The organism is Streptomyces sp. NPDC030245, assembly GCF_055572995.1.
In genome coordinates this window covers 869,725-892,943 of record NZ_JBVICF010000001.1, presented here as the reverse complement: position 1 = coordinate 892,943, position 23,219 = coordinate 869,725, and the positions used below count along the sequence as shown (strand labels likewise).

24 protein-coding genes and 1 riboswitch are annotated in these 23,219 nt (G+C 70.2%); of the genes, 17 read left to right on the top strand and 7 right to left on the bottom strand.

What is annotated here, in order from left to right:
* The first annotated feature begins 42 nt into the window (after positions 1-42).
* Positions 43-1,788, top strand: a complete 1,746-nt coding sequence (locus ACZ4Z4_RS03970; protein ID WP_468321698.1) for an RDD family protein — start codon at positions 43-45, stop codon at positions 1,786-1,788.
* Between the two features lie 104 nt (positions 1,789-1,892).
* Positions 1,893-2,546, top strand: a complete 654-nt coding sequence (locus ACZ4Z4_RS03965) for an RDD family protein (RefSeq protein WP_468321696.1) — start codon at positions 1,893-1,895, stop codon at positions 2,544-2,546.
* Here ACZ4Z4_RS03965 and ACZ4Z4_RS03960 read toward each other — a convergent pair.
* Positions 2,536-2,832 carry a hypothetical protein gene (locus tag ACZ4Z4_RS03960; RefSeq protein WP_468321693.1) on the bottom strand — a complete coding sequence of 99 codons (297 nt, stop codon included), beginning with the start codon at positions 2,830-2,832 and terminating at the stop codon, positions 2,536-2,538. The two genes, ACZ4Z4_RS03965 and ACZ4Z4_RS03960, sit on opposite strands and share 11 nt — an antisense overlap.
* Before the next feature lie 540 nt (positions 2,833-3,372).
* Between ACZ4Z4_RS03960 and ACZ4Z4_RS03955 the strand changes: the two genes are divergently transcribed.
* Positions 3,373-5,748 (top strand): immune inhibitor A domain-containing protein, encoded by a 2,376-nt coding sequence (locus ACZ4Z4_RS03955; RefSeq protein ID WP_468322136.1) that lies wholly within the window; start codon positions 3,373-3,375, stop codon positions 5,746-5,748.
* A 122-nt stretch (positions 5,749-5,870) separates the two neighbouring features.
* On the top strand, positions 5,871-6,185 hold the full coding sequence (locus ACZ4Z4_RS03950) for a hypothetical protein (RefSeq protein WP_468321691.1): 315 nt from the start codon (positions 5,871-5,873) through the stop codon (positions 6,183-6,185).
* A gap of 31 nt (positions 6,186-6,216) precedes the next feature.
* Here ACZ4Z4_RS03950 and ACZ4Z4_RS03945 read toward each other — a convergent pair whose 3' ends face one another.
* The 3 genes from ACZ4Z4_RS03945 to ACZ4Z4_RS03935 form a co-directional block, all read right to left on the bottom strand.
* Positions 6,217-7,254 carry a YVTN family beta-propeller repeat protein gene (locus ACZ4Z4_RS03945; protein WP_468321688.1) on the bottom strand — a complete coding sequence of 346 codons (1,038 nt, stop codon included), beginning with the start codon at positions 7,252-7,254 and terminating at the stop codon, positions 6,217-6,219.
* Positions 7,255-7,427: 173 nt separating this feature from the next.
* Positions 7,428-8,012 (bottom strand): isochorismatase family protein, encoded by a 585-nt coding sequence (locus tag ACZ4Z4_RS03940; RefSeq protein WP_468321685.1) that lies wholly within the window; start codon positions 8,010-8,012, stop codon positions 7,428-7,430.
* A gap of 132 nt (positions 8,013-8,144) precedes the next feature.
* Positions 8,145-9,473 (bottom strand): nicotinate phosphoribosyltransferase, encoded by a 1,329-nt coding sequence (locus ACZ4Z4_RS03935; RefSeq protein ID WP_468321682.1) that lies wholly within the window; start codon positions 9,471-9,473, stop codon positions 8,145-8,147.
* Positions 9,474-9,564: 91 nt separating this feature from the next.
* Here ACZ4Z4_RS03935 and clpS point away from each other — a divergent pair, with 91 nt between their 5' ends.
* The 10 genes from clpS to ACZ4Z4_RS03885 all read left to right on the top strand — a co-directional run bounded on the left by clpS (position 9,565) and on the right by ACZ4Z4_RS03885 (position 17,525).
* Complete coding sequence (gene clpS, locus ACZ4Z4_RS03930) at positions 9,565-9,879, top strand: ATP-dependent Clp protease adapter ClpS (protein WP_468321680.1); 315 nt, start codon at positions 9,565-9,567, stop codon at positions 9,877-9,879.
* A gap of 44 nt (positions 9,880-9,923) precedes the next feature.
* The gene (locus tag ACZ4Z4_RS03925) at positions 9,924-10,526 is read left to right on the top strand and encodes a DUF2017 domain-containing protein (protein ID WP_468321677.1); all 603 of its coding nucleotides are present in this window, start codon (positions 9,924-9,926) and stop codon (positions 10,524-10,526) included.
* A gap of 380 nt (positions 10,527-10,906) precedes the next feature.
* Entirely contained in the window at positions 10,907-12,400 is a 1,494-nt protein-coding gene (locus ACZ4Z4_RS03920; protein ID WP_468321675.1) for an amino acid permease, read from the top strand.
* A gap of 99 nt (positions 12,401-12,499) precedes the next feature.
* On the top strand, positions 12,500-12,922 hold the full coding sequence (locus ACZ4Z4_RS03915; RefSeq protein ID WP_468321672.1) for a M67 family metallopeptidase: 423 nt from the start codon (positions 12,500-12,502) through the stop codon (positions 12,920-12,922).
* A 3-nt stretch (positions 12,923-12,925) separates the two neighbouring features.
* A riboswitch (cobalamin riboswitch) is annotated at positions 12,926-13,045 on the top strand.
* A 44-nt stretch (positions 13,046-13,089) separates the two neighbouring features.
* On the top strand, positions 13,090-14,073 hold the full coding sequence (locus ACZ4Z4_RS03910; RefSeq protein ID WP_468321669.1) for an ABC transporter substrate-binding protein: 984 nt from the start codon (positions 13,090-13,092) through the stop codon (positions 14,071-14,073).
* 143 nt (positions 14,074-14,216) lie between these two features.
* Positions 14,217-15,185 carry a FecCD family ABC transporter permease gene (locus ACZ4Z4_RS03905; RefSeq protein WP_468322133.1) on the top strand — a complete coding sequence of 323 codons (969 nt, stop codon included), beginning with the start codon at positions 14,217-14,219 and terminating at the stop codon, positions 15,183-15,185.
* On the top strand, positions 15,182-15,961 hold the full coding sequence (locus ACZ4Z4_RS03900) for an ABC transporter ATP-binding protein (protein ID WP_468321667.1): 780 nt from the start codon (positions 15,182-15,184) through the stop codon (positions 15,959-15,961). The genes ACZ4Z4_RS03905 and ACZ4Z4_RS03900 overlap by 4 nt, the downstream gene beginning before the upstream one ends.
* A gap of 66 nt (positions 15,962-16,027) precedes the next feature.
* Complete coding sequence (locus ACZ4Z4_RS03895; protein ID WP_398298238.1) at positions 16,028-16,135, top strand: putative leader peptide; 108 nt, start codon at positions 16,028-16,030, stop codon at positions 16,133-16,135.
* A gap of 145 nt (positions 16,136-16,280) precedes the next feature.
* Positions 16,281-16,559, top strand: coding sequence for a MoaD/ThiS family protein (locus ACZ4Z4_RS03890; RefSeq protein ID WP_365367026.1), 279 nt, complete (start codon positions 16,281-16,283; stop codon positions 16,557-16,559).
* A 12-nt stretch (positions 16,560-16,571) separates the two neighbouring features.
* Entirely contained in the window at positions 16,572-17,525 is a 954-nt protein-coding gene (locus ACZ4Z4_RS03885) for a PLP-dependent cysteine synthase family protein (RefSeq protein ID WP_468321663.1), read from the top strand.
* Between the two features lie 96 nt (positions 17,526-17,621).
* On the opposite strand, the gene ACZ4Z4_RS03880 is transcribed toward ACZ4Z4_RS03885, so the two are convergent.
* Positions 17,622-18,083: a type II toxin-antitoxin system PemK/MazF family toxin gene (locus ACZ4Z4_RS03880; RefSeq protein ID WP_468321660.1), complete on the bottom strand. Its 462-nt coding sequence runs from the start codon at positions 18,081-18,083 to the stop codon at positions 17,622-17,624.
* A gap of 196 nt (positions 18,084-18,279) precedes the next feature.
* Here ACZ4Z4_RS03880 and ACZ4Z4_RS03875 point away from each other — a divergent pair, with 196 nt between their 5' ends.
* Complete coding sequence (locus ACZ4Z4_RS03875) at positions 18,280-19,032, top strand: MBL fold metallo-hydrolase (RefSeq protein WP_468321658.1); 753 nt, start codon at positions 18,280-18,282, stop codon at positions 19,030-19,032.
* A gap of 74 nt (positions 19,033-19,106) precedes the next feature.
* Here the strand turns inward: ACZ4Z4_RS03875 and ACZ4Z4_RS03870 are convergent, their stop codons facing one another.
* Positions 19,107-20,372, bottom strand: a complete 1,266-nt coding sequence (locus ACZ4Z4_RS03870; protein ID WP_468321655.1) for a PTS transporter subunit EIIC — start codon at positions 20,370-20,372, stop codon at positions 19,107-19,109.
* Positions 20,373-20,582: 210 nt separating this feature from the next.
* Positions 20,583-21,896, bottom strand: coding sequence for a PTS transporter subunit EIIC (locus ACZ4Z4_RS03865; RefSeq protein WP_468321652.1), 1,314 nt, complete (start codon positions 21,894-21,896; stop codon positions 20,583-20,585).
* Between the two features lie 144 nt (positions 21,897-22,040).
* Between ACZ4Z4_RS03865 and ACZ4Z4_RS03860 the strand changes: the two genes are divergently transcribed.
* Positions 22,041-22,340 carry a PTS sugar transporter subunit IIB gene (locus ACZ4Z4_RS03860; RefSeq protein WP_468321649.1) on the top strand — a complete coding sequence of 100 codons (300 nt, stop codon included), beginning with the start codon at positions 22,041-22,043 and terminating at the stop codon, positions 22,338-22,340.
* 82 nt (positions 22,341-22,422) lie between these two features.
* A complete protein-coding gene (gene rph, locus ACZ4Z4_RS03855) occupies positions 22,423-23,154 on the top strand; it encodes a ribonuclease PH (protein ID WP_468321646.1) in 732 nt (243 codons plus the stop codon).
* The last annotated feature ends 65 nt before the right edge of the window (positions 23,155-23,219 follow it).

Below are 23,219 nucleotides of genomic sequence, written 5' to 3'. Positions count from 1 at the left end.
GGAGCACCCAGAAGACCCCCGAGCAGATACGGGACGACGGACATGAGCGCCCCAACTCCGGCCCCAGGCGACGAACAGCCCCGCGAGGGCTACTACCCCGACCCGTCCATTCCCGGATATGTCCGGTACTGGAACGGTGCCGCCTGGGTTCCCGGCACGAGCCGTCCCGCCCCGTCCGACGGCGAACCCCTCCCGCCCCCACCCGGCGCGACGCCCGCCCCTGCCCCCGCCTCCGCCTCCACCTCACCGGAGGAGACGGGGCCGGTCTTCTTCGACGAACACCACCCGGGGACGGGCCAGTTCCAGACGGGCCCACCTGACACGGGCCCGATCGCGACGGGCGCGATCGGGGAGGGGGCACTTGGAGCGGGGGCACCCGGGACGGGTTCGCCCGCGCAGGGTCAATTCCCCCCGGCCGGGCAGCAGGGCCAGGACGGACAGGGGCAGCCCGGGCACGGGCAAGGCGCTGCCGGGGCGGGGCAGCGCGGTGGGCGGGCTGAGCCCGCGGCTGTGTGGCCGGCCGATGCCGGGCGGCAGGCCGGGCTCGGTGCCGAGCAGGAGCGCCGGGTCGCCTGGGGCGGAGGGCAGGACCGGAACGACCCGCGGGTGCCCAACGACGCGGCGCCCCGCGCGGAGGCCGCCGAGAGCCCCGAGCCGGCGCACGACGAGAGCAACCCCGGCACGGTCACCATCCGCGCCGTGAAGCCGGGCGCCGCCAAGCCGACCGCCGGCGAGGGCACAGTGACGTTCCGTCGGCCCGTCCCGTCGGCCGGCACGGACGGCACCATGTCGATCCGCGCGATCCGGCCCAAGTCGGCGCAGCGCTCCGTGCCGCAGCAGGGTGGAGCATCCCCGCAGGGCCCGCAGGCGGCCACGCCCTCGCAGGCGGCCGCACCCTCGCAGGGCGCCCCGCAGGCGCAGCCCTCCGTGCCGCAACAGAGTGGAGCTGCCCCGCAGCCCTCGCAGGCGGCCACGCCCCCGCAGGCGGCCGCAGCCCCGCAGGCCGGGCAGGCGCAGTCCTCCGTACCCCAGCAGGGCGGAGCGTCCCCGCAGGGCCCGCAGGCGGCCGCACCCTCGCAGGCTGCCCCGCAGGCGCAACCCTCCGTTCCGCAGCAAGGTGGTGCCCCCGCCCCCGTCACCTCCGGCCCCGGAGGCGGTGCGCAGTCCTGGGCTCAGCAGGTGCATCAGCTCGCGCAGGCCCCGGCCGAAGTGGGCGCCCCCGCCCGGCAGGGCGAGGGAGAGCCCGTCGTGCCGTGGAAGCCCGTCGCCGCCGACCCGTTCCTCGCCGCCGCGCAGGCGCAGGCCGCGGCCCGCCCCGCGGGGCTGGGGAGGCGGCTCGCCGCACGGCTCCTCGACACCGTCGTCCTCGCCGTCGTCACCGGCGCCGCCGCGCTGCCCCTCGGCACGAAGGCCGCCGACCACATCGACAGCAAGATCGACGCGGCGAAGCTCTCCGGCGAGAAGACCACGGTCTGGCTGCTCGACGGCACCACGGCGGGCTACCTCGGCATCATCCTCGCCGTCCTGCTGCTCTTCGGCGTCGTGTACGAGGCGCTGCCCACCGCCAAGTGGGGCCGCACCCTGGGCAAGAAGGTGTGCGGCGTCGAGGTGCGGGACATCGAGGAGCACGAGACGCCGACGTTCGGGGCGGCGCTCAAGCGCTGGCTGGTGTACAGCGTGCCGGGCGTGCTCGTGATCGGTGTCGTCGGCGTGCTCTGGTGCCTCTTCGATCGGCCGTGGCGCCAGTGCTGGCACGACAAGGCGGCGAACACCTTCGTCGCGGGGTGAGCGAGCGGGGAGTGATCAGCGGGGCGTGAGAGGGGCGACCGTCGCGTAACCCGGTCGGCCGCTCGCCGGATGCGAGGCCGGGGCCCCCGCGGTCGACTCGGGCCATGAGCACCGAACCGCCGCAATACCCGTCACCGGACGACGACCCGTTCAAGAAGCGGCCGCCGCACCAGCCCCCGCCGGGCAGTGGCAGCGGCGGCGGGTCCCCGTACGACACCCCGCCCCCCGGTTCGGCGCCCCCGCCCCCGCCGTACGACGGCGACCCCTACGGCGGCGGACCCGGTGGCTACGGCGGTCAGGACCCCCTCGCCGGAATGCCTCCGCTCGCCGACAGCGGCAAGCGGGTGCTCGCCCGCATCATCGACATGATTCTGGTGGGCATCGTCGTCGGCCTGCTGACGTGGCTGTTCGGCACGGCGGAGTACGACATCGACCCGGACGAGGTGAACACGGGCAAGTCGTTCGGCCAGTCCCTGCTGGCCGCCGTGCTCTACATCGCCTACGACACCTTCATGATCTCCAGAACCGGGCAGACGCTCGGCAAGAAATGGCTGGGGATGCGGGTCGCCAACCTCAACGACGGCGCCACGCCGACCGTGCAGACCGCGCTGGCCCGCGCGGCCGTCCTCTGGCTGCCGTTCGCGTTCTGCTGCGCCTGTGTGTGGACGGTGATCTGCGGCGGCTGGAGCTTCTTCGACCGGCCCTACAAGCAGGGCCTGCACGACAAGGCCGCCAAGACGGTGGTGGTCAGCGCCTAGGCACCGCGGCCTGCCGCGCCGGCACGCGCGCGTCGGCGGAGGCGGGAGCGGGAGCGGCGGCGGGCTCGGTCGCCGGCAAGGTGCGTGCGAGGGGCGCCGCGGGTTTCTCGGGGCGCCTCGGCAGCGGAACCGTCATGGCGACCAGTAAGCCGAGGCCGAGCGCGGCCAGGGCTATCACCGCGATGCCGACTCCCGAGGCGGTCCGGGAGAGCAGCAGCATCGCGAGGGTCGAGAAGACGACGGTCACCGAACCGTAGGTGATCTGTGCGGTGGTCGGACGTGGCATGGGACGAGGCATGACGTGATCCGTCCTCGGCAGTGATCCCCCCACGGCTTTTGGCCGCGGGGGCGGATGCGGATGTGTGAACGACTGTTTACGAATCAAAGGGGGCCCGACGGTGGCGACTTGGGATGTGCCGCCTCGCGCGGTGGCGCACCGTCGATTGACTCTATGACGCTCCATGCCCGACGGGAACGGGCAGTAAGCGTGACCTAACCCACGGTGCCGCAGCACAGGGGGCGCACGGGTTCATGGCGTCCATCAAGTGGACGGTGCGGCGCGCCCGTTGACCTTTCCCGTGGAACAGTGCCCCGCGTCCGCATTCCGGAGCCCGGCGTCTGCATAGTGCACTTGGCCTGTCCAAGTCAAGGTCTGTCTTTTCTCCCGCACTTCCGGTCGAATGTCGTCACTTGTGACGCGTACATCGCGCGCGGACCCCCTCCGACCGGGAATTTCGGTCCGCCATTTTCGCGCGGGCGCGGGGGAGGACAACATCAAGTGACAGTCAGGACACGGACGTTCAGAGCCACCGCGGTGGCCGTGGCGATGGCCGCGGCCGCCGCGACGTTCTCGGCGGCGACGGCCGCGACGGCCTCGGCCGAGGACGGCGCCCCGGGCGGGGCGCCGGCCATCGACCGGCAGGACCCGGCGCACCCCAAGGCGCACGTCGACCACGACCTGGACGGACCGTTCAGCAAGCAGCAGGCGCAGCAGCGCAAGGCCGCTTTGCAGCAGGTCGTCGAGGGCGACGCCAAGGTGCAGAAGCGCGGCGCCTCCAAGGTCGTCAAGCTCGACGACAAGAAGTACGTCGAGCTGGGCCGGGAGAAGACCGACAAGATCTTCACGATCCTGGTGGAGTTCGGGGACAAGGTCGACGACACGACCATGTACGACCCGGACGGCCCCGAGGGCCCTCAGCAGCCCGTCAAGAAGTACGGCGGCAAGCCCGGCCCGCTGCACAACAAGATAGCCAAGCCGGACCGTGCGAAGGACAACAGCACGGCCTGGCAGAAGGACTACAACCGCAAGCACTTCCAGGACCTCTACTTCGGTGAGGGCAAGGACAGCAAGGGCAAGACCAAGCACTCGCTGAAGACCTACTACGAGAAGACCTCCTCCGGCCGCTACTCGGTCGACGGCGAGGTCTCCGACTGGGTCAAGGTCGACTACAACGAGGCCCGTTACGGCTCGAACTACTGCGGCGACACCAACTGCGCCAACGTCTGGGACGCGGTCAAGGACGGCGTGACCGCCTGGACGAAGGCCCAGAAGGCCGCGGGCCGCACGGACGCGCAGATCAAGGCGGACCTGGCCAAGTACGACCTCTGGGACCGCTACGACTTCGACAACGACGGCGACTTCAACGAGCCCGACGGCTACATCGACCACTTCCAGATCGTCCACGCGGGCGAGGACGAGTCGGCCGGCGGCGGCGCCGAGGGCGAGAACGCCCTGTGGGCGCACCGCTGGTACGCGTACGGCAACGACGCGGGCCGCACGGGCCCCGGCAACAACAAGGCCGGCGGCACCCAGATCGGCGACTCGGGCATCTGGGTCGGCGACTACACGATGCAGCCGGAGAACGGCGGCCTCGGCGTCTTCGCCCACGAGTACGGCCACGACCTCGGTCTGCCCGACCTGTACGACACCACGGGCAAGGGCGAGAACTCGGTCGGCTTCTGGTCGCTGATGTCGGCCGGCTCCTGGCTCGGCACCGGCAAGGACGCCATCGGCGACCTGCCGGGCGACATGACCGCCTGGGACAAGTTCCAGCTGGGCTGGCTCGACTACGCCAAGGCCAAGGCGGCCACGACGTCCGAGCACAAGCTGGGCGTCGCGGAGTACAACACCCGCCACCGCCAGGCGCTCGTCGTCGACCTGCCGAAGAAGGCCGTCAAGACCACCGTCGTGAAGCCCGCCGAGGGCGCCAAGCAGTGGTGGAGCGACCAGGGCGACGACCTCAAGAACACCCTCACGCGCTCCGTCGACCTGACCGGCAAGTCCAAGGCCGAGCTGTCGCTGAGCGGCTGGTGGGACATCGAGGCCAACTACGACTACCTCTACACCGAGGTCTCCACGGACGGCGGCGCCAACTACACGCCGGTGGACGGCACCGCCGACGGCAAGCCGATCACCCGTGACGCCGGCGACAAGCCCGCGCTGACCGGCGTCTCCGGCGCGTACAAGAAGCTGGTCTTCCCGCTCGACGCCTACGCCGGCAAGAAGATCGACGTCCGCTTCCGCTACGCCACGGACGGCGGCGCGGGCGGCAAGGGCTTCACGGCCGACGCGCTCACCATCACCGCGGACGGCGCCAAGCTGTTCGAGGACGGCGCCGAGGGCGACGACAACGGCTGGACGGCGAAGGGCTTCTCCCGCATCGGTGAGTCCTTCACGAAGAAGTACGACCAGTACTACCTCGCCGAGAACCGCCAGTACGTGTCGTACGACAAGACCCTGAAGGTCGGCCCGTACAACTTCGGCTTCTCGCAGTCCCGTCCCGACTGGGTCGAGCACTACCCGTACCAGACCGGCCTGATGGTCTGGCAGTGGGACACCTCGCAGAAGGACAACAACACCAGCCAGCACCCCGGCCAGGGCCTGATCCTTCCGGTCGACGCCCACGCCAAGCCGCTGAAGTGGAAGGACGGCTCGCTCCTGCGCAACAAGATCCAGCCGTTCGACGCGCCCTTCAGCAAGTACGCGACCGACAAGTTCACGCTCCACAACGCGGACGTCGCGCTGAAGATCAAGTCCCAGAAGGGCGTCCCGGTCTTCGACGACCGCAAGGGCACCTACTGGTACGCGTCGAACCCCACCGGCAGTGTCAAGGTCACTGACACCAACACCCAGATCAAGATCGTCAAGCAGCCCAAGGACGGCTCGACGATCACGGTCCAGGTGGGCCCCTCGACGAAGTAAATAGCGTCTTCGCAGGTCAAGCCATGATCGGCCGTCGCCCCCTAGCGGGCGGCGGCCGATCGTGTTTAGGTGCGTGCTGTGGTTCTCTTATTGACGCGATGTTTCACGGGGGTGTGACAAGCATGTCCGCAGGAGGTTTCTGCAAGCTGCCGAACGGCAGCGTGGTGGTGGCGCTGACGCTGCCGAGCCCGGCGCCGGGCGGCGGCACGGTGCGCATGATCGTGCACGCCGTGAACCGCGCCAGGGCCCTGACCCGGCTGCGGAACCTCGGCCTGCGCGCGGTCTACCTCCGGGGCAACGCCGAGCCGCCCACCCCGGACGAGGTCACGGCGGTCCTGCACCATCCGGACGGCCTCATATGGCGCACGGCGCCCGACGCGGTGAACGAGCTGTGGCACCCGATACGGGCCCTGTTCGGGCGGCACGCCGCCGCGTAGGACCCGCCCCGGGCCGGCAGGCGGCGCCCGCTCACCTGGGAGTGATGGCGATGCCCTCGGGCTGGTCCCCGGTCGGCAGGGTCGCCCGCACCTTCCACGTCGCCGGACTGACCACCGAGACGGAGTCCGAGCCCTCGTTGGTGACCCAGACCCGGTTGCCGCCCGGGCTGACCGCGAGACCCTGCGGCGTCCTGCCGACGGGCACCTGATGCAGGACCCGGCCGGTCGAGGTGTCGACGACCAGGAGCCTGTCGGCCGCGGAGTCGGCGGCGTACAGGCGCAGCCCGTCGGGGCTCAGCCCCAGGCCCAGCGGGCCCTTGCCGACCGCCCAGGTGGCGGTCACCTTGCGGGTGGCGGTGTCGATGACCGAGATGGAGCCCGCGCCCGTGTTGGCGACGTAGACCCGGTCCCCCTTGCCGGTGCTGGTGATGCCGCTGGGGAAGTCACCCACCGGAATGCGGGCCACCGCGCGATCCTCCCTGGACAGCACGGTGACGTCGTTGGAGCCGCTGTTGCTGACGTAGGAGACCCCGCCGGGCAGGGTGGTGACGCTGTGCGGGAGCTCCCCCACGGGGACGGTCGCGACGACTCTGCGGGTCGCGGTGTCGATGACCGACACGGTGTCGCCGCCCCAGTTCGCGGTGAGGACCCGCCTCCCGTCACGGCTCGGTACGGCCGAGAACGGATACGGACCGACCGGAACGGTCGCCACCACCTTGTGCTGCGTGGTCTCGATGAAGGAGACCGTGCTGGACAGGCCGTTCGCCACGTACACGGTGGAGCCGTCCGGGGCCGCGCCCACGCCGGTCGGCCCGTTGCCCACCTGTGTGCTGGTGACGCGCCGTTCGAGCCGTACGTCGTACGAGGGGGCGGACCCGGAACCGCTGCTCGCCACGTAGGCGACGATGCGCATCGGGAAGTCGCCGCCGGGTCCGTCCCCGGACCCCGCCGGAGACACGGGCGGCCCGGGAGCCGCCGCGGCCGAGGTGCACGCCACGGCCGTGAGCACGGCACCGAGCGTCAGCCGGGCACGGAAACGGATACGGCCGGTCACGGAAGGGCGCAGCATGATTCCCACCTCTTGGGGCTCGTGTTCGGGATGCGTCGACGACACGCCCGTTCAAACGCCCGAAAGGTGAACAGTGCACGGGAAGGGGGGAAATTCGCCCTTTCGCCTGCGCCAGTGGGCCAATTCCGCTATGACCCCATTTCGCACCGTGGCAGGGGCTGTCGTGGCAGGGGTCAAAGCACCGGCTTGCCGGTGAGCTCCACGCCCGCGTCCCGCAGCTCCTGGAGGGCCCGCTCCGTCGTGGCCTCGGCGACCCCGGCCGTGAGGTCGAGCAGGACGTGCGTGCGGAAGCCCGCGCGCACCGCGTCGAGCGCCGTGGCCCGCACGCAGTGGTCCGTGGCGATGCCCACCACGTCGACCTCGGTGATGCCCCGCTCCCGCAGCCAGTCGGCCAGCGGCAGCCCGTTCTCGTCGACGCCCTCGAAGCCGCTGTACGCCGCGGAGTGGGCGCCCTTGTCGAAGACGGCGTCGATGCCGCCGGAGGCGACCGCGGGCGCGAAGTTCGGGTGGAAGCCGATGCCCTCCGTGCCGGCCACGCAGTGCGGCGGCCAGGAGTCGACGTAGTCCGGACGGTCGGAGAAGTGGGCGCCGGGATCGATGTGGTGGTCACGGGTGGCCACCACGTGGCGGTAGCCCGCGGGGGCCTGGCCGATCAGCTCGGTGATGCCGGCGGCCACGTCCGCCCCGCCGGCGACCGCGAGGCTGCCGCCTTCGCAGAAGTCGTTCTGCACGTCTACGACGATCAGTGCGCGGCGCATGGCGGGTGTCCTTCTGCTGGGAGACTACGAGCGTAGAGACTTCGGGTGCGTTGCGGGAGAGGGCGGTCGAAGCACCCGGGCCGGGACCGCACGTGCCCGGCCGTGCCGGTCACCCGGGCCCGGCCGCGCGGGTCACACGTACTCGGTCGGGATGACCGCTTCGCCCCGGGACAGCTGCGTCGCCGACAGGGGGAGCCCGGCGCGCGCGGTGGCGTGCCGGTCGCGGACCGCGTCCAGCGGCTCGCGGGCCACGACCTGGCCGCCCTTGACCAGCTCGACCAGGAGCTGCCGGTCGACGAGCTCGGGCGGCACCGCACCGGTGCCGACGACCTCGGCCTCGGCGACGCCGTGCTCGTCGGTCCGGCGCGCGGCCCACTTGCGGCCGCCGACGGAGGACTTGGCGCCGAGCGACTTCTTCGCCACGGGCTCCAGGGGGGCCTTCGGGTCCGCCGAGTGCGCGCGGGCCACCAGTTTGTAGACCATCGAGGCGGTGGGGTGCCCGGAGCCGGTGACGAGCTGGGTGCCCACGCCGTACGCGTCGACGGGCGCCGCGGCGAGGGAGGCGATGGCGTACTCGTCGAGGTCGGAGGTCACGACGATCTTCGTGTCCGTCGCGCCGAGCTCGTCCAGCTGCTGGCGCACCCGGTGCGCGACGAGCAGCAGGTCGCCGGAGTCGATGCGGACGGCGCCGAGCTCGGGCCCGGCGACCTCGACGGCCATTCTGACGGCCTCGGTCACGTCGTAGGTGTCCACGAGCAGGGTCGTGCCGCGGCCGAGGGAGTCGACCTGGGCGCGGAAGGCGTCGCGTTCGTTGTCGTGCAGCAGGGTGAAGGCGTGGGCGCTGGTGCCGACGGTCGGGATGCCGTAGCGGAATCCTGCGGCCAGGTCCGAGGTGGTCGCGAAGCCGCCGACGTACGCGGCGCGGGCGGCGGCCACGGCGGCCAGCTCGTGGGTGCGGCGGGCGCCCATCTCGATCAGCGGGCGCTCGCCCGCGGCCGAGGACATGCGGGAGGCGGCGGCCGCGATGGCCGAGTCGTGGTTGAGGATGGAGAGGATCACCGTCTCCAGGAGCACGCACTCCGCGAAGGAGCCCTCGACCCGCAGGATCGGCGAGCCGGGGAAGTAGACCTCGCCCTCGGGGTAGCCCCAGATGTCGCCGCTGAAGCGGTACTCGGAGAGCCATTCGAGGGTCGCCTCGTCGACGATGTTCCGCTCGCGGAGGAAGCCGAGGACGCCGGCGTCGAAGCGGAAGTTCTCGACGGCGTCCAGGACGCGGCCGGTGCCGGCCACCACGCCGTAGCGCCGTCCCTCGGGCAGTCTGCGGGTGAAGACCTCGAAGACCGAACGCCGGTCGCCGGTACCGGCCCGCAGCGCGGCCTGCAACATCGTCAGCTCGTACTGGTCCGTGAAGAGCGCCGTCGACGGAACATCCACCGGCAGCCCAAGGTCCGCTGTGTTCATATGACGGATGCTACCCCCAATCTCGTCACTCTGACGATTTCGACGCCCGGACTGGAGGCCATTTGTGCGAGCGCCCTCCCGGGGTGGCAGCATGGGCCATGTGAGTACGGCTCCCGCAGAGATCACCCGTCCGGAATCGGACGAAGAGGCGCTCGTCGTCCCCGAACCGGACGTCCCCTGGATCACGCTCGTCCACAACGACCCGGTCAACCTGATGAGCTACGTGACGTACGTGTTCCAGACGTACTTCGGGTACTCGAAGGAGAAGGCCACGAAGCTGATGATGGACGTGCACCAGAAGGGCCGCGCGGTCGTCTCCACCGGCACCCGCGAGGAGATGGAGCGCGACGTCCAGGCCATGCACGGGTACGGGCTGTGGGCCACTCTTCAGCAGGACCGGAAGTAGCGGACAGGACCGCGAGCGGCGGTCCGGAAGTGGCGACGCATCTGATGCCAGGACAATTCGAAGCGATTCCAGGGGGCGGCGCCGCCGTCGCGCTCGACGAGGTCGAGATCTCGATCATCCGCTCCCTCGCCGTGCAGCTCCTGGAGCTGATCGGTCCGGGGCCGGGCGGCGAGGTCTCCGACGACCCGCTCGCGGAGCTCTTCGCCGAGGGGCCGAGCGAGCCGCCCGCCGACCCGGTGATGCGGCGTCTGCTGCCCGACGCGTACGGCGGCCCCGGCAGTGAGGACAGCGCGGGCGACGCGGACGAACTGCGGGCGTACTCGGCGGAATTCCGCCGTTTCACGGAGAACGACCTGCGGGCCAAGAAGCGCGACGACGCCCTGGTCGTGATCCGTTCGCTCGACTCCACGACGGCCTCCGGCGAGGGCGGAGCTGTCCTGAAACTGTCGGTCGAGGAGTCCCGGCACTGGCTGGGCGCCCTCAACGACCTCCGCCTCGCGATCGGCACGCGCCTGGAGGTCAGCGACGAGGACGACGCGGACCTGCTCTACCGGCTGCCGGACTCGGACCCCCGCAAGCCGATGGTGATGGCCTATCTCTGGCTCGGCGGATTGCAGGAAACGCTGGTCGGGACGTTGCTGGACTGAATCCGGCGGTAGTCGTTGCAGAGGGCAGCGAATTTTGTTGTAGTGGACAGGTTGTGTTCACCGCGCGGTCGTTCGCTCAGCGGATGCTCAAATCCGGATAACGATCGCGTCACTTCATTGCCCACCTTTGTGGCGCAGAGGGCGTTTTGTCCGCTTCTTCTTGTGGCCTGCGCCACAGTTGGCTGATTCTGTCGCATTCCCTCACTGTTGCCACCGTGATAAATCTTCACGACCACTCGGTGACGCCACCCATGTCGCCGGGGGCGCTTCAGCCGGCAGACCGCCGGTAGCACTCCATTCGTATCCGGGGGGATCAGGACCTGATCCGCAGCCACAACGCAGATGTGCGGGCGCGGATCAGCATGGAGAAAGGCGTCACCATGACCTCAGTGCAGGTCGAAGAGCACCACGACGAGCACGGCGGCAACGGTGTCGCGCAGGACGGCTCGTCCGGCGAGGGCTACCAGCGCGGGCTCGGAGCCCGGCAGATCCAGATGATCGCGATCGGCGGTGCCATCGGCACCGGCCTGTTCCTCGGCGCGGGCAAGGCCATTCACAAGGCCGGCCCCAGCCTCATCCTGGCGTACGCCATCGCGGGCCTCGTCATCTTCTTCATCATGCGGGCGCTCGGCGAGCTCCTCATGTACCGCCCCGTGTCGGGCTCCTTCTCGGAGTACGCCCGTGAGTTCATGGGCCCGTTCTTCGGATTCGTGACCGGCTGGACGTACTGGCTCTTCTGGGTCGTCACCGGCATCACGGAAGTGACGGCGGCCGCCCAGTACATGCAGTACTGGACCCATGGATCCGTTCCGCAATGGGCGTACGCGCTCATCTTCACGGTCATCCTGTACGGCGCGAACCTCATCTCCGTGAAGCTCTTCGGCGAGCTGGAGTTCTGGTTCTCGATGGTCAAGGTCACCGCCATCATCGGCATGATCCTGATCTGCATCGGCATCCTCACCATCGGCTTCTCCGACGCCGGTGACACCGCGACCGTGGCCCACCTGTGGAACCAGGGCGGCTTCTTCCCCAACGGCATCGGCTCCACGCTGATGACGCTCCAGATCGTGATGTTCGCCTTCCTCGCCGTCGAGCTCGTCGGCGTCACCGCGGGCGAGTCCAAGGACCCGAAGACCGTCCTGCCCAAGGCCATCAACACCGTGCCGTGGCGCATCGCCGTCTTCTACGTCGGCGCGCTCATCATGATCCTGTCGGTCGTGCCGTGGACGCACTTCCAGCCCGGCGTCTCGCCGTTCGTCGCCGCCTTCGAGAAGATGGGCCTCGGCGTCGGCGCCGCGATCGTGAACTTCGTGGTGCTCACCGCCGCGCTCTCCTCCTGCAACTCCGGCATGTACTCCACCGGCCGCATGCTGCGCGACCTCGCGCTCAACGGCCAGGGCCCGAAGTTCTTCACCAAGCTCACGAAGAACGGCCTGCCGCTGGTCGGCACCACGGCCTCCGCCGCCTTCATGCTGGTCGGCGTCTGGATCAACTACCAGTGGCCGGGCGAGGCGTTCAACTACGTCGTCTCCTTCGCCACCATCTCCGGCATGTGGGCCTGGATCATGATCCTGGCCTGCCAGATCCGCTACCGCCGCAAGGCCGACCGCGGCGAGCTGCCGCAGTCCACCTTCCGGGCCCCCGGCGCCCCGTACACCAGCTGGTTCGCCCTGCTCTTCATCGGCATGGTCATCGTGATGATGGGCGTCGACAAGGACGCGCGGATCTCGCTGTACGCCGCTCCGGTCTGGGCCGCCATCCTCGGCGTCTCCTACCTGGTCCTCAAGAGCCGCAACCCGCAGGCCGCGGCCTTCAACAAGCGGAAGATCGGCCTCTCCGAGGAGCCGGCCGGCGACCGCCTCTCCAAGGACTGACCGCCGGGACTGACCGGCTCCCCAAGGCCGCTGTCCAGCATTCGGGCCCACGCGTACCACACTTCGGTACGCGTGGGCCCCTCTGCTTATCCTGGCGCCATGCTGACCATCACCCAGGCCCTCCACGACCAGATCGTCGCGCACGCGCGCCAGGACCACCCCGACGAGGCGTGCGGCATGGTCGCGGGCCCGGCGGGCACCGGCCGCCCCGAGCGGTTCATCCCGATGCTCAACGCCGCGCGCTCGCCCACGTTCTACGAGTTCGACTCGGGCGACCTGCTCAAGCTCTACCGCGAGCTGGACGACCGCGACGAGGAGCCGGTGATCATCTACCACTCGCACACGGCGACCGAGGCCTACCCCTCGCGCACCGACATCACGTACGCCAACGAGCCCGGCGCCCACTACGTCCTGGTCTCCACGGCGGACACCGACGACGCGGGCCCCTTCCAGTTCCGCTCGTACCGGATCGTGGACGGCGAGGTCACCGAGGAAGAGGTAAAGGTCGTACAGGCATACTGAGCTTTACTCACGAGGGCGGCAGGACCCAGGAAGCCGGTGCGAACCCGGCACGGTCCCGCCACTGTGACCCCACCCCGCACCGGGGCGGGGGAGTCAGGAACTGACCTGCCGCCCTCCTCCACACGACGCAGGGGACGCGGAAATCCCCTGGAGGAGGCAGTTCAGCCATGTCCCGCGCCCTTCGCGTGCTCACCGCCGCGGCCCTGCTGGCCCCGCTCGCCGCATGCTCCGCCGCATCCGATGGCGACGACTCGGGCAAGCCCGCCGCCAAGGCCGCCGGATTCCCGTACACCGTCACCAACTGCGGCGTGAAGACCACGTACGACGCACCGCCGAAGCGCGCCGTCACCATGAACCAGCACACCACCGAAGTGATGCTGGAACTCGGCCTGAAGGACCACATCGCCGGCACCGCCTACCTCGACGACAAGGTCCTCCCGAAGTATGAGAAGGCGTACAACTCTCTCCCGGTGCTCGCCAAGGAGTACCCCTCCTACGAGAAGCTGCTCTCCGCCAACCCCGACTTCGTCTACGGCGGTTACGCCAGCGCCTTCCTCGCGGGCGACGGCCGCAGCCGCTCGGCACTGGCCAAGTCCGGCATCAAGAGCCGCCTCAACGTAGAGGGCTGCGCCAAGAAGCCCGTCTCCATGGACGACGTCTACCGCGAGGTCCGCGAGGTCGGCGCCACCTTCGGCGTGCGGGCCCGCGCCGACCGGTGGGTGAAGAGCGCCCAGCGCGAACTGGCCGCCACCGCCGAGAAGAACAAGACCAGGACCGAGGCCAAGGACGGGAAGCCGCTCTCCGTCTTCGTCTACGACAGCGGCGACAAGACCGCGTTCACCGCGGGCGGCCGCGGCATCGGCAACGACATCATCGAGCGGGCCGGCGGCCGCAACATCTTCGCCCACGTCGACAAGTCCTTCAGCGACGCCTCCTGGGAGTCGGTCGTCGAGCGCAGGCCCGAGGCCATCCTGATCCTCGACTACGGCGCCACCACCGTCGCCCAGAAGAAGAAGCGCCTCCTGGACGACCCGGTCCTCAAGGACGTCCCGGCCGTCAAGAACAAGCGCTTCGCGGTCCTGCGGCTCTCCGACATGGTCACCGGAGTACGAGCACCCGAGGCGGTGAGGAAGCTGGCGGCCCAGCTGTGAGCGCGCAGCAGCAGATTCAGCCCGACGGGCGGGTGTCCCAGCCCGTCCGGCGTTTGAGGACGAGCCCGAAGGGCGATCGACGGAACTCACGGGGGCGGCGCTCGGCGGTCTGCGCGGTCCTCACCGCAGCCCTCGCGGTAGCGATCATCGCCGGGCTCGCCCTGGGCTCCGTCCACATCCCACCGGCCCAGGTCGTGGACATCCTGATGGGCAGAGCGGAACCCTCACCGTTCCGAACGATCGTGCTGGACGTGAGACTCCCCAGGGTCATCCTGGGGGCGACCGTGGGAGCCGGGCTCGCCGTCATCGGCACCGTCCTGCAAGCCCTCGTCCGCAACCCCCTCGCCGACCCCTTCCTGCTCGGCGTCTCCTCCGGCGCCTCCGTCGGCGCGGTCTGCGCGATCGTGCTCGGCGGCGTCTTCGGCCTCGGCGCGAGCCTGTCGACCACCGTCACGATCCCGGCCGCCTCCTTCGCGGGCGCGCTGCTCTCCCTCGTCCTCGTCTACGCCCTGGCCCGCGGCGGCGGCAGCTTCGCCACCGGGCGCCTGATCCTCGCGGGCGTCGCCGTCTCCTACATCCTCACCGCGCTGACCAGCCTCATCCTCGTCACCGCCGACAGCGCGGACCACCTCAAGGAAGTCCTCTACTGGACGCTGGGCGGCCTCGGCAGCGCCCGCTGGGACATGCTCGCCCTGCCCTGCGCCACCCTCGCCGTCGGCACGGCCCTCCTGGTCTCCATGGCCCGGCCCCTCGACCTGCTCCTCGCCGGGGAGGAGGGCGCCACCGTCCTCGGCCTGCACGCCGCCCGCTTCCGCGCCGGCGTCTTCGTCCTCGCCTCGCTCCTGACCGGCGTCCTCGTCGCGTACAGCGGGGCCATCGGCTTCGTCGGCCTCATGGTGCCGCACGCCGCCCGCATGCTGGTCGGCGCCGCCCACCGCGCGCTGCTCCCCGTGGTCGCGCTGATGGGCGCGGTGTTCCTGGTCGCCGCCGACCTCGCCGCCCGCACCGTCGCCGCGCCGCAGGACATCCCCGTCGGCGTGCTCACCGCTCTCACCGGCGGCCCGTTCTTCCTGTGGCTGCTGCGGCGGCGTACCGAAGGAGTCCCGGCATGACCGGCGAGCTGCGCACCCGGGCCCTGTCGTACGAGACCGACGGCAGGCTCCTCGTCGACGCCGTCGACCTCACCGCCGCCCCCGGCGAGACCGTCGGCGTCGTCGGCCCCAACGGCAGCGGCAAGACGACGCTGCTCCGCTGCGTGTACGGCACGCTGCGCCCCACCGCGGGCCACGCCCTCCTCGACGGCGACGACCTGCACACGATGACCCCGAAGGCCCGCGCCCGGCGCCTGGCCACCGTGCCGCAGGACGGGCAGGCGGCCTTCGAGCTGACCGTCCGGCAGGTGGTCGCGATGGGCCGCTCCCCGCACAAACGGTTCTGGGAGGCGGACACGGCGGCCGACGAGGCCCTCGTCACCGAGGCGCTGGCCCGTGTCGGCGTCGAGGAGCTGGCCGACCGCGCGTTCCCCTCCCTCTCCGGCGGCGAGCGCCAGCGCGCCCTGGTGGCCCGCGCCCTGGTGCAGCAGCCCACCCTCGTCGTCCTCGACGAGCCCACCAACCACCTCGACATCCGCTACCAGCTCGAAATCCTCTCCTTCGTGCGGAACTTGGGCACGACGAACCTGCTGGCCCTGCACGACCTGAACCTCGCCGCGTACTACTGCGACCGCCTCTACGTCCTCGACGGCGGCCGCCTCGTCGCCTCCGGGGCGCCCAAGGAGGTCCTCACCGCCGAGCTGCTCGCCACCGTGTACGGCGTGACGGCCGAGGTCAGCACGCATCCGCTGACCGGCGCCCCGAGCGTCGTCTATCTGCCGCCGCCCGCATCCTGAACGGATTCCGTCCAGCAGGTGAGATCACATTCCGGGATCCGGACCGGGAATCGATACGATGACCGCATGGTTCCCCATGACGTGAGCGAAGAGACGCCGAGCGCACCCCTGCTGCTCGTGGCGCGGCTGCACGTCGACCTGTGCCGCCTCGCCAGCGCGATCTGTTCCCGCTGAACCGATCCGCCGCCCGGCCGTGGGCCGCGGCGCCGCACCCCGTACCCGGGCGCACCCCGCGTACGCCACGCACCACCCCGCAAGCACAGCGCCGCCGCGCGCCCGCCACCCGCACTTTCTCGACCCCCGACAGGAGCCCACAGCCATGGCCATCGAGGTCCGCATCCCGACCATCCTCCGCACCTACACCGACGGCGAGAAGGCCGTGCAGGGCAGCGGGGACACCCTCGCCGAGCTCTTCAGCGACCTCGACTCGCGCCACGCGGGCATCGCCGACCGCATCGTCGACGACGGCAAGCTGCGCCGCTTCGTGAACGTGTACCTGAACGACGAGGACGTCCGCTTCCTCGACGGCATCTCCACGAAGCTCTCCGACGGCGACAACGTCACGATCCTGCCGGCCGTCGCCGGCGGCATGGTCTAGGCCCGATCCCGGATGCCTCGCTACGACTCCCCGCTCGCCGCGGTCGGCAACACGCCGCTCGTCCGCCTGCCGCGGCTCAGCCCCTCGGACGACGTCCGTATCTGGGCCAAGCTGGAGGACCGCAACCCGACCGGCTCCATCAAGGACCGGCCCGCGCTGCACATGGTCGAACAGGCCGAGAAGGACGGCCGGTTGACGCCCGGCTGCACGATCCTGGAGCCGACCTCCGGCAACACCGGCATCTCGCTCGCCATGGCGGCCAAGCTCAAGGGCTACCGCATCGTGTGCGTCATGCCGGAGAACACCTCGCAGGAGCGGCGCGACCTGCTCACCATGTGGGGCGCCGAGATCCGCTCGTCCCCGGCGGCCGGAGGCTCCAACACGGCGGTCCGGGTCGCCAAGGAGCTCGCGGCGAAGAACCCGGACTGGGTCATGCTCTACCAGTACGGCAACCCCGACAACGCCGGCGCCCACTACGCGACGACGGGCCCGGAGATCCTCACCGACCTGCCCTCCGTCACGCACTTCGTGGCGGGCCTCGGCACCACCGGCACCCTCATGGGCGTCGGCCGGTACCTGCGGGAGCAGAAGCCCGGCATCAAGATCGTCGCCGCCGAGCCGCGCTACGACGACCTGGTCTACGGCCTGCGCAACCTCGACGAGGGCTTCGTCCCCGAGCTGTACGACGCCTCCGTCCTCACCACCCGCTTCTCCGTCGGCTCGGCCGACGCGGTGACCCGCACCCGGGAGCTCCTCCAGCAGGAGGGCATCTTCGCGGGCGTCTCCACCGGCGCCGCGCTGCACGCGGCGATCGGCGTCGGCAAGAAGGCGGTGGCGGCGGGCGAGCCCGCCGACATCGTCTTCGTCGTCGCCGACGGCGGCTGGAAGTACCTGTCGACGGGCGTCTACACCGCCCCGACCACGGAGGCGGCGATCGAGACGCTTCAGGGCCAGCTCTGGGCGTAGGGCTCTGACCGCCCCGGGAACCGTTCATCACCGGCTTCGCCGAGTTCGTCCTCAAACGCCGGACGGGCTGGAATCCCAGCCCGTCCGGCGTTCGCGCTATCCCGCCAGATATCGGACCTGGTCCCACAACACCGGGTCCACCACCCCGGCCCGCCGCCGGAACTCCGCGAGCGGCACGTCCCGCAGCTCATCGGTCTCCAGGAAACTGGGCCGCCCGTGGGCATCGCCCACCGACCCCGGCGGCAGCGGGATCACGCCCGCCCGCTCCTCGTGGTACTTGCTGGTGATCTTCGCGACCCGGGCGCGCCGCCCGCGCACGGACAGCACCAGGCACGGCCGGTCCTTGCCGCCAGGCCCGTCCTCGTACGGCACCCGAGCCCACCAGATCTCCGCGGGGCGCGGCGCGGGCAGCCGCTGCCGGGGCCCCCGCGGCGGCCGCGTCCGCCCCGCCGGGCGGCTGCTCCGCTTGCGCGGTCCGCGACCCCAGCCGTCCACCAGCGTGACGACGAACGCGAGCACCACCACGGCTGCCAGCGCGAGCCACCACGACGTGTCCATACGCACGACGGTACCGGTGGCGATCCCGCACCGCCCGCCGCTTCACCCCGGCCCCACAAGCCCCCCGAACCGGTGACAGCGCAGGTGAGTTCCCCCACAACGGCCCGCGACGGAGGAGCGACCAGGGCTTTTGCGCCTTACGCTCGATCCACCGCACACTCCCCAGCTCTCCTGCCAGCGCGGAGGTTCCAGCTTCATGAAGCTCACCGTCGTCGGCTGCTCGGGGTCGTTTCCGTCCGCGGAGTCGGCCTGCTCGAGCTACCTCGTCGAGGCCGACGGCTTCCGGTTGCTGCTCGACATGGGCAACGGCGCCCTCGGCGAGCTGCAACGCCACATCGGTCTGTACGACCTGGACGCGGTCTTCCTCAGCCATCTGCACGCCGATCACTGCATCGACATGTGCGCGTACTTCGTGGCCCGCTACTACCGGCACGAGGGCGGCCGCTGCGCCCCCATCCCGGTCTTCGGCCCCGAAGGCACCGAACAGCGCCTGACCACCGCGTACGCCGACACGCCCTCCGCCTCCTCGATGAGCGAGGTCTTCGACTTCCACACGGTCAAGCCGGCCTCGTTCGAGATCGGCCCGTTCTCGGTGCGCACCGAGAAGATGTGCCATCCGGTCGAGGCGTACGCCATCCGGGTCGAGCACGCCGGGAAGTCCCTCACGTACTCCGGGGACACCGGGCCCTGCGAGTCCCTGGACGAACTCGCCACGGGCACCGACCTGTTCCTGTGCGAGGCGGCCTTCACGCACGGCAAGGAGGACATCCCCGACCTCCACCTGAACGGCCGCGAGGCGGGCGAGTCCGCGCGACGCGCCGGTGCAGGAAGGTTGCTGCTCACCCACATCCCGCCGTGGACGGACCCGCAGGTCAACCTCGCCGACGCGCGCGCGGTGTACGAGGGTCCCACCGCCCTTGCGGCGCCCGGCGCGACGTACGAGATCTGACGACAGCGGAAGAGCCCCGCACCCGTCGCGAGGACGGGTGCGGGGCTCTGTCGTGCGGGCCGGTGCGGCGGAGGCTACTTCGCCTCGGCCTTCTGGAGCTCGGCGAGCTCCTCGTCGGACTCGCGGCCCGGCGTCGGCAGGTTGAACTTGGTGATCGCGAAGCGGAAGACGACGTAGTAGACCGCCGCGAAGCAGAGGCCGACCAGGGCCAGGCCCCACGGGTTCTTCGCGATGCCGAGGTTCAGGAAGAAGTCGACCGCGCCGGCCGAGAAGCCGAAGCCGTCCTTCATGCCGAGCGACCAGGTCAGCGCCATGGAGACACCGGTGAGGACCGCGTGGATCGCGTACAGGACCGGGGCGATGAACATGAAGGTGAACTCGATCGGCTCGGTCACACCGGTCACGAAGGCGGTGAGCGCGAGCGAGAACATCATGCCGCCGACGACCTTGCGGCGCTCGGGGCGGGCGCAGTGGACGATCGCGAGGCAGGCCGCCGGGAGGGCGAACATCATGATCGGGAAGAAGCCGGTCATGAACTGTCCGGCGGTCGGGTCACCGGCGAGGAAGCGGTTGATGTCGCCGCTCTTGCCCTCGTACGAGCCCGCCTGGAACCACGGGAAGGAGTTCAGCAGGTGGTGCATGCCGACCGGGATCAGCGCACGGTTGGCGACACCGAAGATGCCCGCGCCGACGGCGCCCGAACCGACCAGCCACTCACCGAAGTTGTGCAGGCCCGTGCCGAGGACCGGCCAGATGTAGCCGAAGACGATGCCGAGGACCAGGCCCGCGAAGGCGGAGAGGATCGGGACGAGGCGGCGGCCGCCGAAGAAGCCCGCCCAGTCGGGCAGCTTGGTCCGGTAGAACTTCTGGTAGAGCAGGGCCACCACGATGCCCATGACGACACCGCCGAGGACCTTGGCGTCCACGGGTGCCTCGGTCATGACGATCTTGCCGTCGACGACCTTGGCGATCTTGTCGAGGTTCGGGTCGGTGAACGTGGCGAGCACGTTCTTGAAGACCAGGTAGCCGGTGACGGCGGCCAGCGCCGTCGAGCCGTCGGACTTCTTGGCGAAGCCGATCGCGATGCCGACGGCGAAGAGCAGCGCCATGTTGTCGAGGATCGCGTTGCCGCCCGCGGCCATGAAGGAGGCGATCTTGGTGATGAAGGTCGGGAAGGAGTCCCGGCCCAGCATGTCGGTGTTGCCGAGGCGGACGAGCAGGGCGCCTGCGGGCAGCACGGCGACCGGCAGCATGAGGCTGCGGCCGATGCGCTGCATGACAGCCATCACGCCGGCGCCCTTCTTCTTCTCGGCCGCGGGAGCGGAACTGGCCGTGGACACAACTTCCTCCAGTGGGCAAGGCGCCGCCTGGGGACATGGAAGTGGGGGACGGCGGCGTCTCCGGGGGACGCGGCGAGATACGGCCGCGTGGTCTACACCATTAGTGGTGTAGACCTGTTGTAGCACGGTGAAGGTGGCGTAAGGAACCTGCGATTCCTGTTAGCTGGGCCATATCCGGATATCGCCCGACGAAAGGCGCCCGGCGGGGAGTTACGCCTTGGTCTGCTCCCGGTCCTGGGCCTCCGCCTCTTCCTCCGGTTCGCGTCCGGGCGTATGCAGATCGAACTTCGTGATGACGAAGCGGAACAGCGCGTAGTACACGACGGCGAAGCAGAGGCCGATCGGAATGATCAGCCAGGGCTTCGTCGCCAGGCTCCAGTTGATGACGTAGTCGATCAGGCCCGCCGAGAAGCTGAAGCCGTCCTTGACCCCGAGCCCCCACGTCACCGCCATCGAGACGCCGGTGAGCACCGCGTGGATCGCGTACAGCACCGGCGCGATGAAGAGGAACGAGTACTCGATCGGCTCGGTGATGCCCGTGACGAACGAGGTCAGGCCGACCGAGAGCATCAGGCCGCCGACCACCTTGCGCCGCTCGGGGCGCGCGCAGTGCGTGATCGCGAGAGCCGCCGCGGGCAGCGCGAACATCATGATCGGGAAGAAGCCCGAGGTGAACTGGCCCGCCGTCGGGTCGCCCGCCAGGAAGCGGTTGATGTCGCCGTGCACCATCGTGCCGTCCGGCTTCGTGTAGTCGCCGAACTGGAACCAGACGAACGTGTTGAGGAACTGGTGCAGCCCCACCGTGAGCAGCGCGCGGTTGGCGACGCCGAAGATGCCCGAGCCCAGCCAGCCGAGGTCGACGAGCCACTTGGAGAAGCTGGTCAGGGCGTCGCCGATGGGCGGCCAGATCCAGACGCAGAGGCCGGCGAAGATCAGGCCGACGAAGGCCATGATGATCGGCACGAGGCGGCGGCCGTTGAAGAAGCCGAGCCAGTCGACCAGCTTCACGCGGTGGTAGCGCTGCCAGAACCAGGCGGCGAGCAGGCCCATCACGATGCCGCCGAACACCCCCGGATTCTGGTACGCGGCCTGCGCGACCGTCCCGTCCTCCGCCACGCACACCCCGCTCCACATGCCCGCGCCGCCGAACACGGTGTCCTGCGGGCAGTCGTCGGGGAAGGCGCGCAGCACCCCGTAGTAGACGAGGAACCCCGCGACCGCCGCGAGGGCCGTGGAGCCGTCCGCCTTCTTCGCCATGCCGATGGCGACGCCGATGCAGAAGAGCAGCGGCAGGCCGAGCGTGGAGTCGAGCAGCGAACCGCCCGCCGCCGCGAAGACCTTGGCGACGTTGGTCCAGCCGAGGCCGTCGTCGCCGAACACGTCGGGCTGTCCGAGGCGGTTCAGGATGCCGGCGGCGGGCAGCACCGCGATGGGCAGCTGGAGACTGCGGCCCATCTTCTGAAGGCCTTGGAACAGGCCGTTCCACCACTTCTTCTGCGGCACCGTCGCGGCTGGGGAACTCATCGGCGTCCCTCCCGGAACAAGCCAGGTTTGGCGGTCGTTGGAAACTGGTGTAGACCAGTTGCGGAACGTGCGGGAGCGCCGCCCGGCCAGGGCCGGCACCTTGATCGTCATCATTGGGCACGACTGACCCCACCGCCCGCGAAGATGGTCCAACCGTGCGTTACCGTGACAAAGCGGTCCCCCGGCCGCGAGAAACACAGGGAGAAACACATGGCCAGCAAGGCTGAGAAGATCGTTGCCGGGCTCGGCGGCATCGACAACATCGAAGAGGTCGAGGGCTGCATCACGCGTCTGCGCACCGAGGTCAAGGACCCCGACCTGGTGGACGACGCCGCCCTGAAGGCCGCCGGCGCCCACGGCGTCGTCAAGATGGGCACCGCGATCCAGGTCGTCATCGGCACCGACGCGGACCCGATCGCCGCGGACATCGAAGACATGATGTGAGTTCCTGAACCCACCGCGAGGGCCCCGTCCGGACAGCCGGACGGGGCCCTCGCGCATGCCGCCCTGCGGCTAGGCTCCTCCCATGTCTCGAATCGACGGCCGCACCCCCGAACAGCTCCGCCCCATCACCATCGAGCGCGGCTGGAGCAAGCACGCCGAGGGCTCCGTCCTCATCTCCTTCGGCGACACCAAGGTCTTCTGCACCGCCTCCGTCACCGAAGGCGTCCCGCGCTGGCGCAAGGGCAGCGGCGAGGGCTGGGTCACCGCCGAGTACTCCATGCTTCCCCGCTCCACCAACACCCGCGGCGACCGCGAGTCCGTCCGCGGCAAGATCGGCGGCCGCACCCACGAGATCTCCCGCCTCATCGGCCGCTCGCTGCGCGCCGTCATCGACTACAAGGCCCTCGGCGAGAACACCATCGTCCTCGACTGCGACGTCCTCCAGGCCGACGGCGGCACCCGCACCGCCGCCATCACCGGCGCGTACGTGGCACTGGCCGACGCCGTCGCCTGGGCCCAGGGCAAGAAGATCGTCAAGGCCGGCCGCAAGCCCCTCACCGACACCGTCAGCGCCGTCTCCGTCGGCATCGTCGGCGGCGTACCGCTCCTCGACCTCTGCTACGAGGAGGACGTGAAGGCCGACACCGACATGAACGTCGTCTGCACCGGCGACGGCCGCTTCGTCGAGGTCCAGGGCACCGCCGAGGCCGAGCCCTTCGCCCGCAAGGAGCTCAACGCGCTCCTCGACCTCGCGGTCGGCGGCTGCGAGGACCTCGCCGCGTTCCAGCGCGAGGCGCTGGAGGCGACGCGCTAGCGACGTAGGTCACGCAGGCAACCAACAACCCCCTGCCGGGCGTTGTTACGAGTACGGGCGCGCGG

Bases quoted from the DNA above. Each gene is read 5' to 3' on its own strand.
- ACZ4Z4_RS03900 (WP_468321667.1), top strand. From the start codon at position 15,182: ATGACCGGCGAGCTGCGCACCCGGGCCCTGTCGTACGAGACCGACGGC.
- ACZ4Z4_RS03960 (WP_468321693.1), bottom strand. From the start codon at position 2,832: ATGCCACGTCCGACCACCGCACAGATCACCTACGGTTCGGTGACCGTC.
- ACZ4Z4_RS03895 (WP_398298238.1), top strand. From the start codon at position 16,028: ATGGTTCCCCATGACGTGAGCGAAGAGACGCCGAGCGCACCCCTGCTG.
- ACZ4Z4_RS03925 (WP_468321677.1), top strand. From the start codon at position 9,924: ATGCCAGGACAATTCGAAGCGATTCCAGGGGGCGGCGCCGCCGTCGCG.
- ACZ4Z4_RS03950 (WP_468321691.1), top strand. From the start codon at position 5,871: ATGTCCGCAGGAGGTTTCTGCAAGCTGCCGAACGGCAGCGTGGTGGTG.
- ACZ4Z4_RS03865 (WP_468321652.1), bottom strand. From the start codon at position 21,896: ATGAGTTCCCCAGCCGCGACGGTGCCGCAGAAGAAGTGGTGGAACGGC.
- ACZ4Z4_RS03920 (WP_468321675.1), top strand. From the start codon at position 10,907: ATGACCTCAGTGCAGGTCGAAGAGCACCACGACGAGCACGGCGGCAAC.
- ACZ4Z4_RS03945 (WP_468321688.1), bottom strand. From the start codon at position 7,254: ATGCTGCGCCCTTCCGTGACCGGCCGTATCCGTTTCCGTGCCCGGCTG.
- ACZ4Z4_RS03915 (WP_468321672.1), top strand. From the start codon at position 12,500: ATGCTGACCATCACCCAGGCCCTCCACGACCAGATCGTCGCGCACGCG.
- ACZ4Z4_RS03880 (WP_468321660.1), bottom strand. From the start codon at position 18,083: ATGGACACGTCGTGGTGGCTCGCGCTGGCAGCCGTGGTGGTGCTCGCG.
- ACZ4Z4_RS03935 (WP_468321682.1), bottom strand. From the start codon at position 9,473: ATGAACACAGCGGACCTTGGGCTGCCGGTGGATGTTCCGTCGACGGCG.
- rph (WP_468321646.1), top strand. From the start codon at position 22,423: ATGTCTCGAATCGACGGCCGCACCCCCGAACAGCTCCGCCCCATCACC.
- ACZ4Z4_RS03955 (WP_468322136.1), top strand. From the start codon at position 3,373: ATGGCCGCGGCCGCCGCGACGTTCTCGGCGGCGACGGCCGCGACGGCC.
- ACZ4Z4_RS03970 (WP_468321698.1), top strand. From the start codon at position 43: ATGAGCGCCCCAACTCCGGCCCCAGGCGACGAACAGCCCCGCGAGGGC.
- ACZ4Z4_RS03890 (WP_365367026.1), top strand. From the start codon at position 16,281: ATGGCCATCGAGGTCCGCATCCCGACCATCCTCCGCACCTACACCGAC.
- ACZ4Z4_RS03910 (WP_468321669.1), top strand. From the start codon at position 13,090: ATGTCCCGCGCCCTTCGCGTGCTCACCGCCGCGGCCCTGCTGGCCCCG.
- ACZ4Z4_RS03940 (WP_468321685.1), bottom strand. From the start codon at position 8,012: ATGCGCCGCGCACTGATCGTCGTAGACGTGCAGAACGACTTCTGCGAA.
- ACZ4Z4_RS03965 (WP_468321696.1), top strand. From the start codon at position 1,893: ATGAGCACCGAACCGCCGCAATACCCGTCACCGGACGACGACCCGTTC.
- ACZ4Z4_RS03885 (WP_468321663.1), top strand. From the start codon at position 16,572: ATGCCTCGCTACGACTCCCCGCTCGCCGCGGTCGGCAACACGCCGCTC.
- ACZ4Z4_RS03875 (WP_468321658.1), top strand. From the start codon at position 18,280: ATGAAGCTCACCGTCGTCGGCTGCTCGGGGTCGTTTCCGTCCGCGGAG.
- clpS (WP_468321680.1), top strand. From the start codon at position 9,565: ATGGGCCATGTGAGTACGGCTCCCGCAGAGATCACCCGTCCGGAATCG.
- ACZ4Z4_RS03860 (WP_468321649.1), top strand. From the start codon at position 22,041: ATGGTCCAACCGTGCGTTACCGTGACAAAGCGGTCCCCCGGCCGCGAG.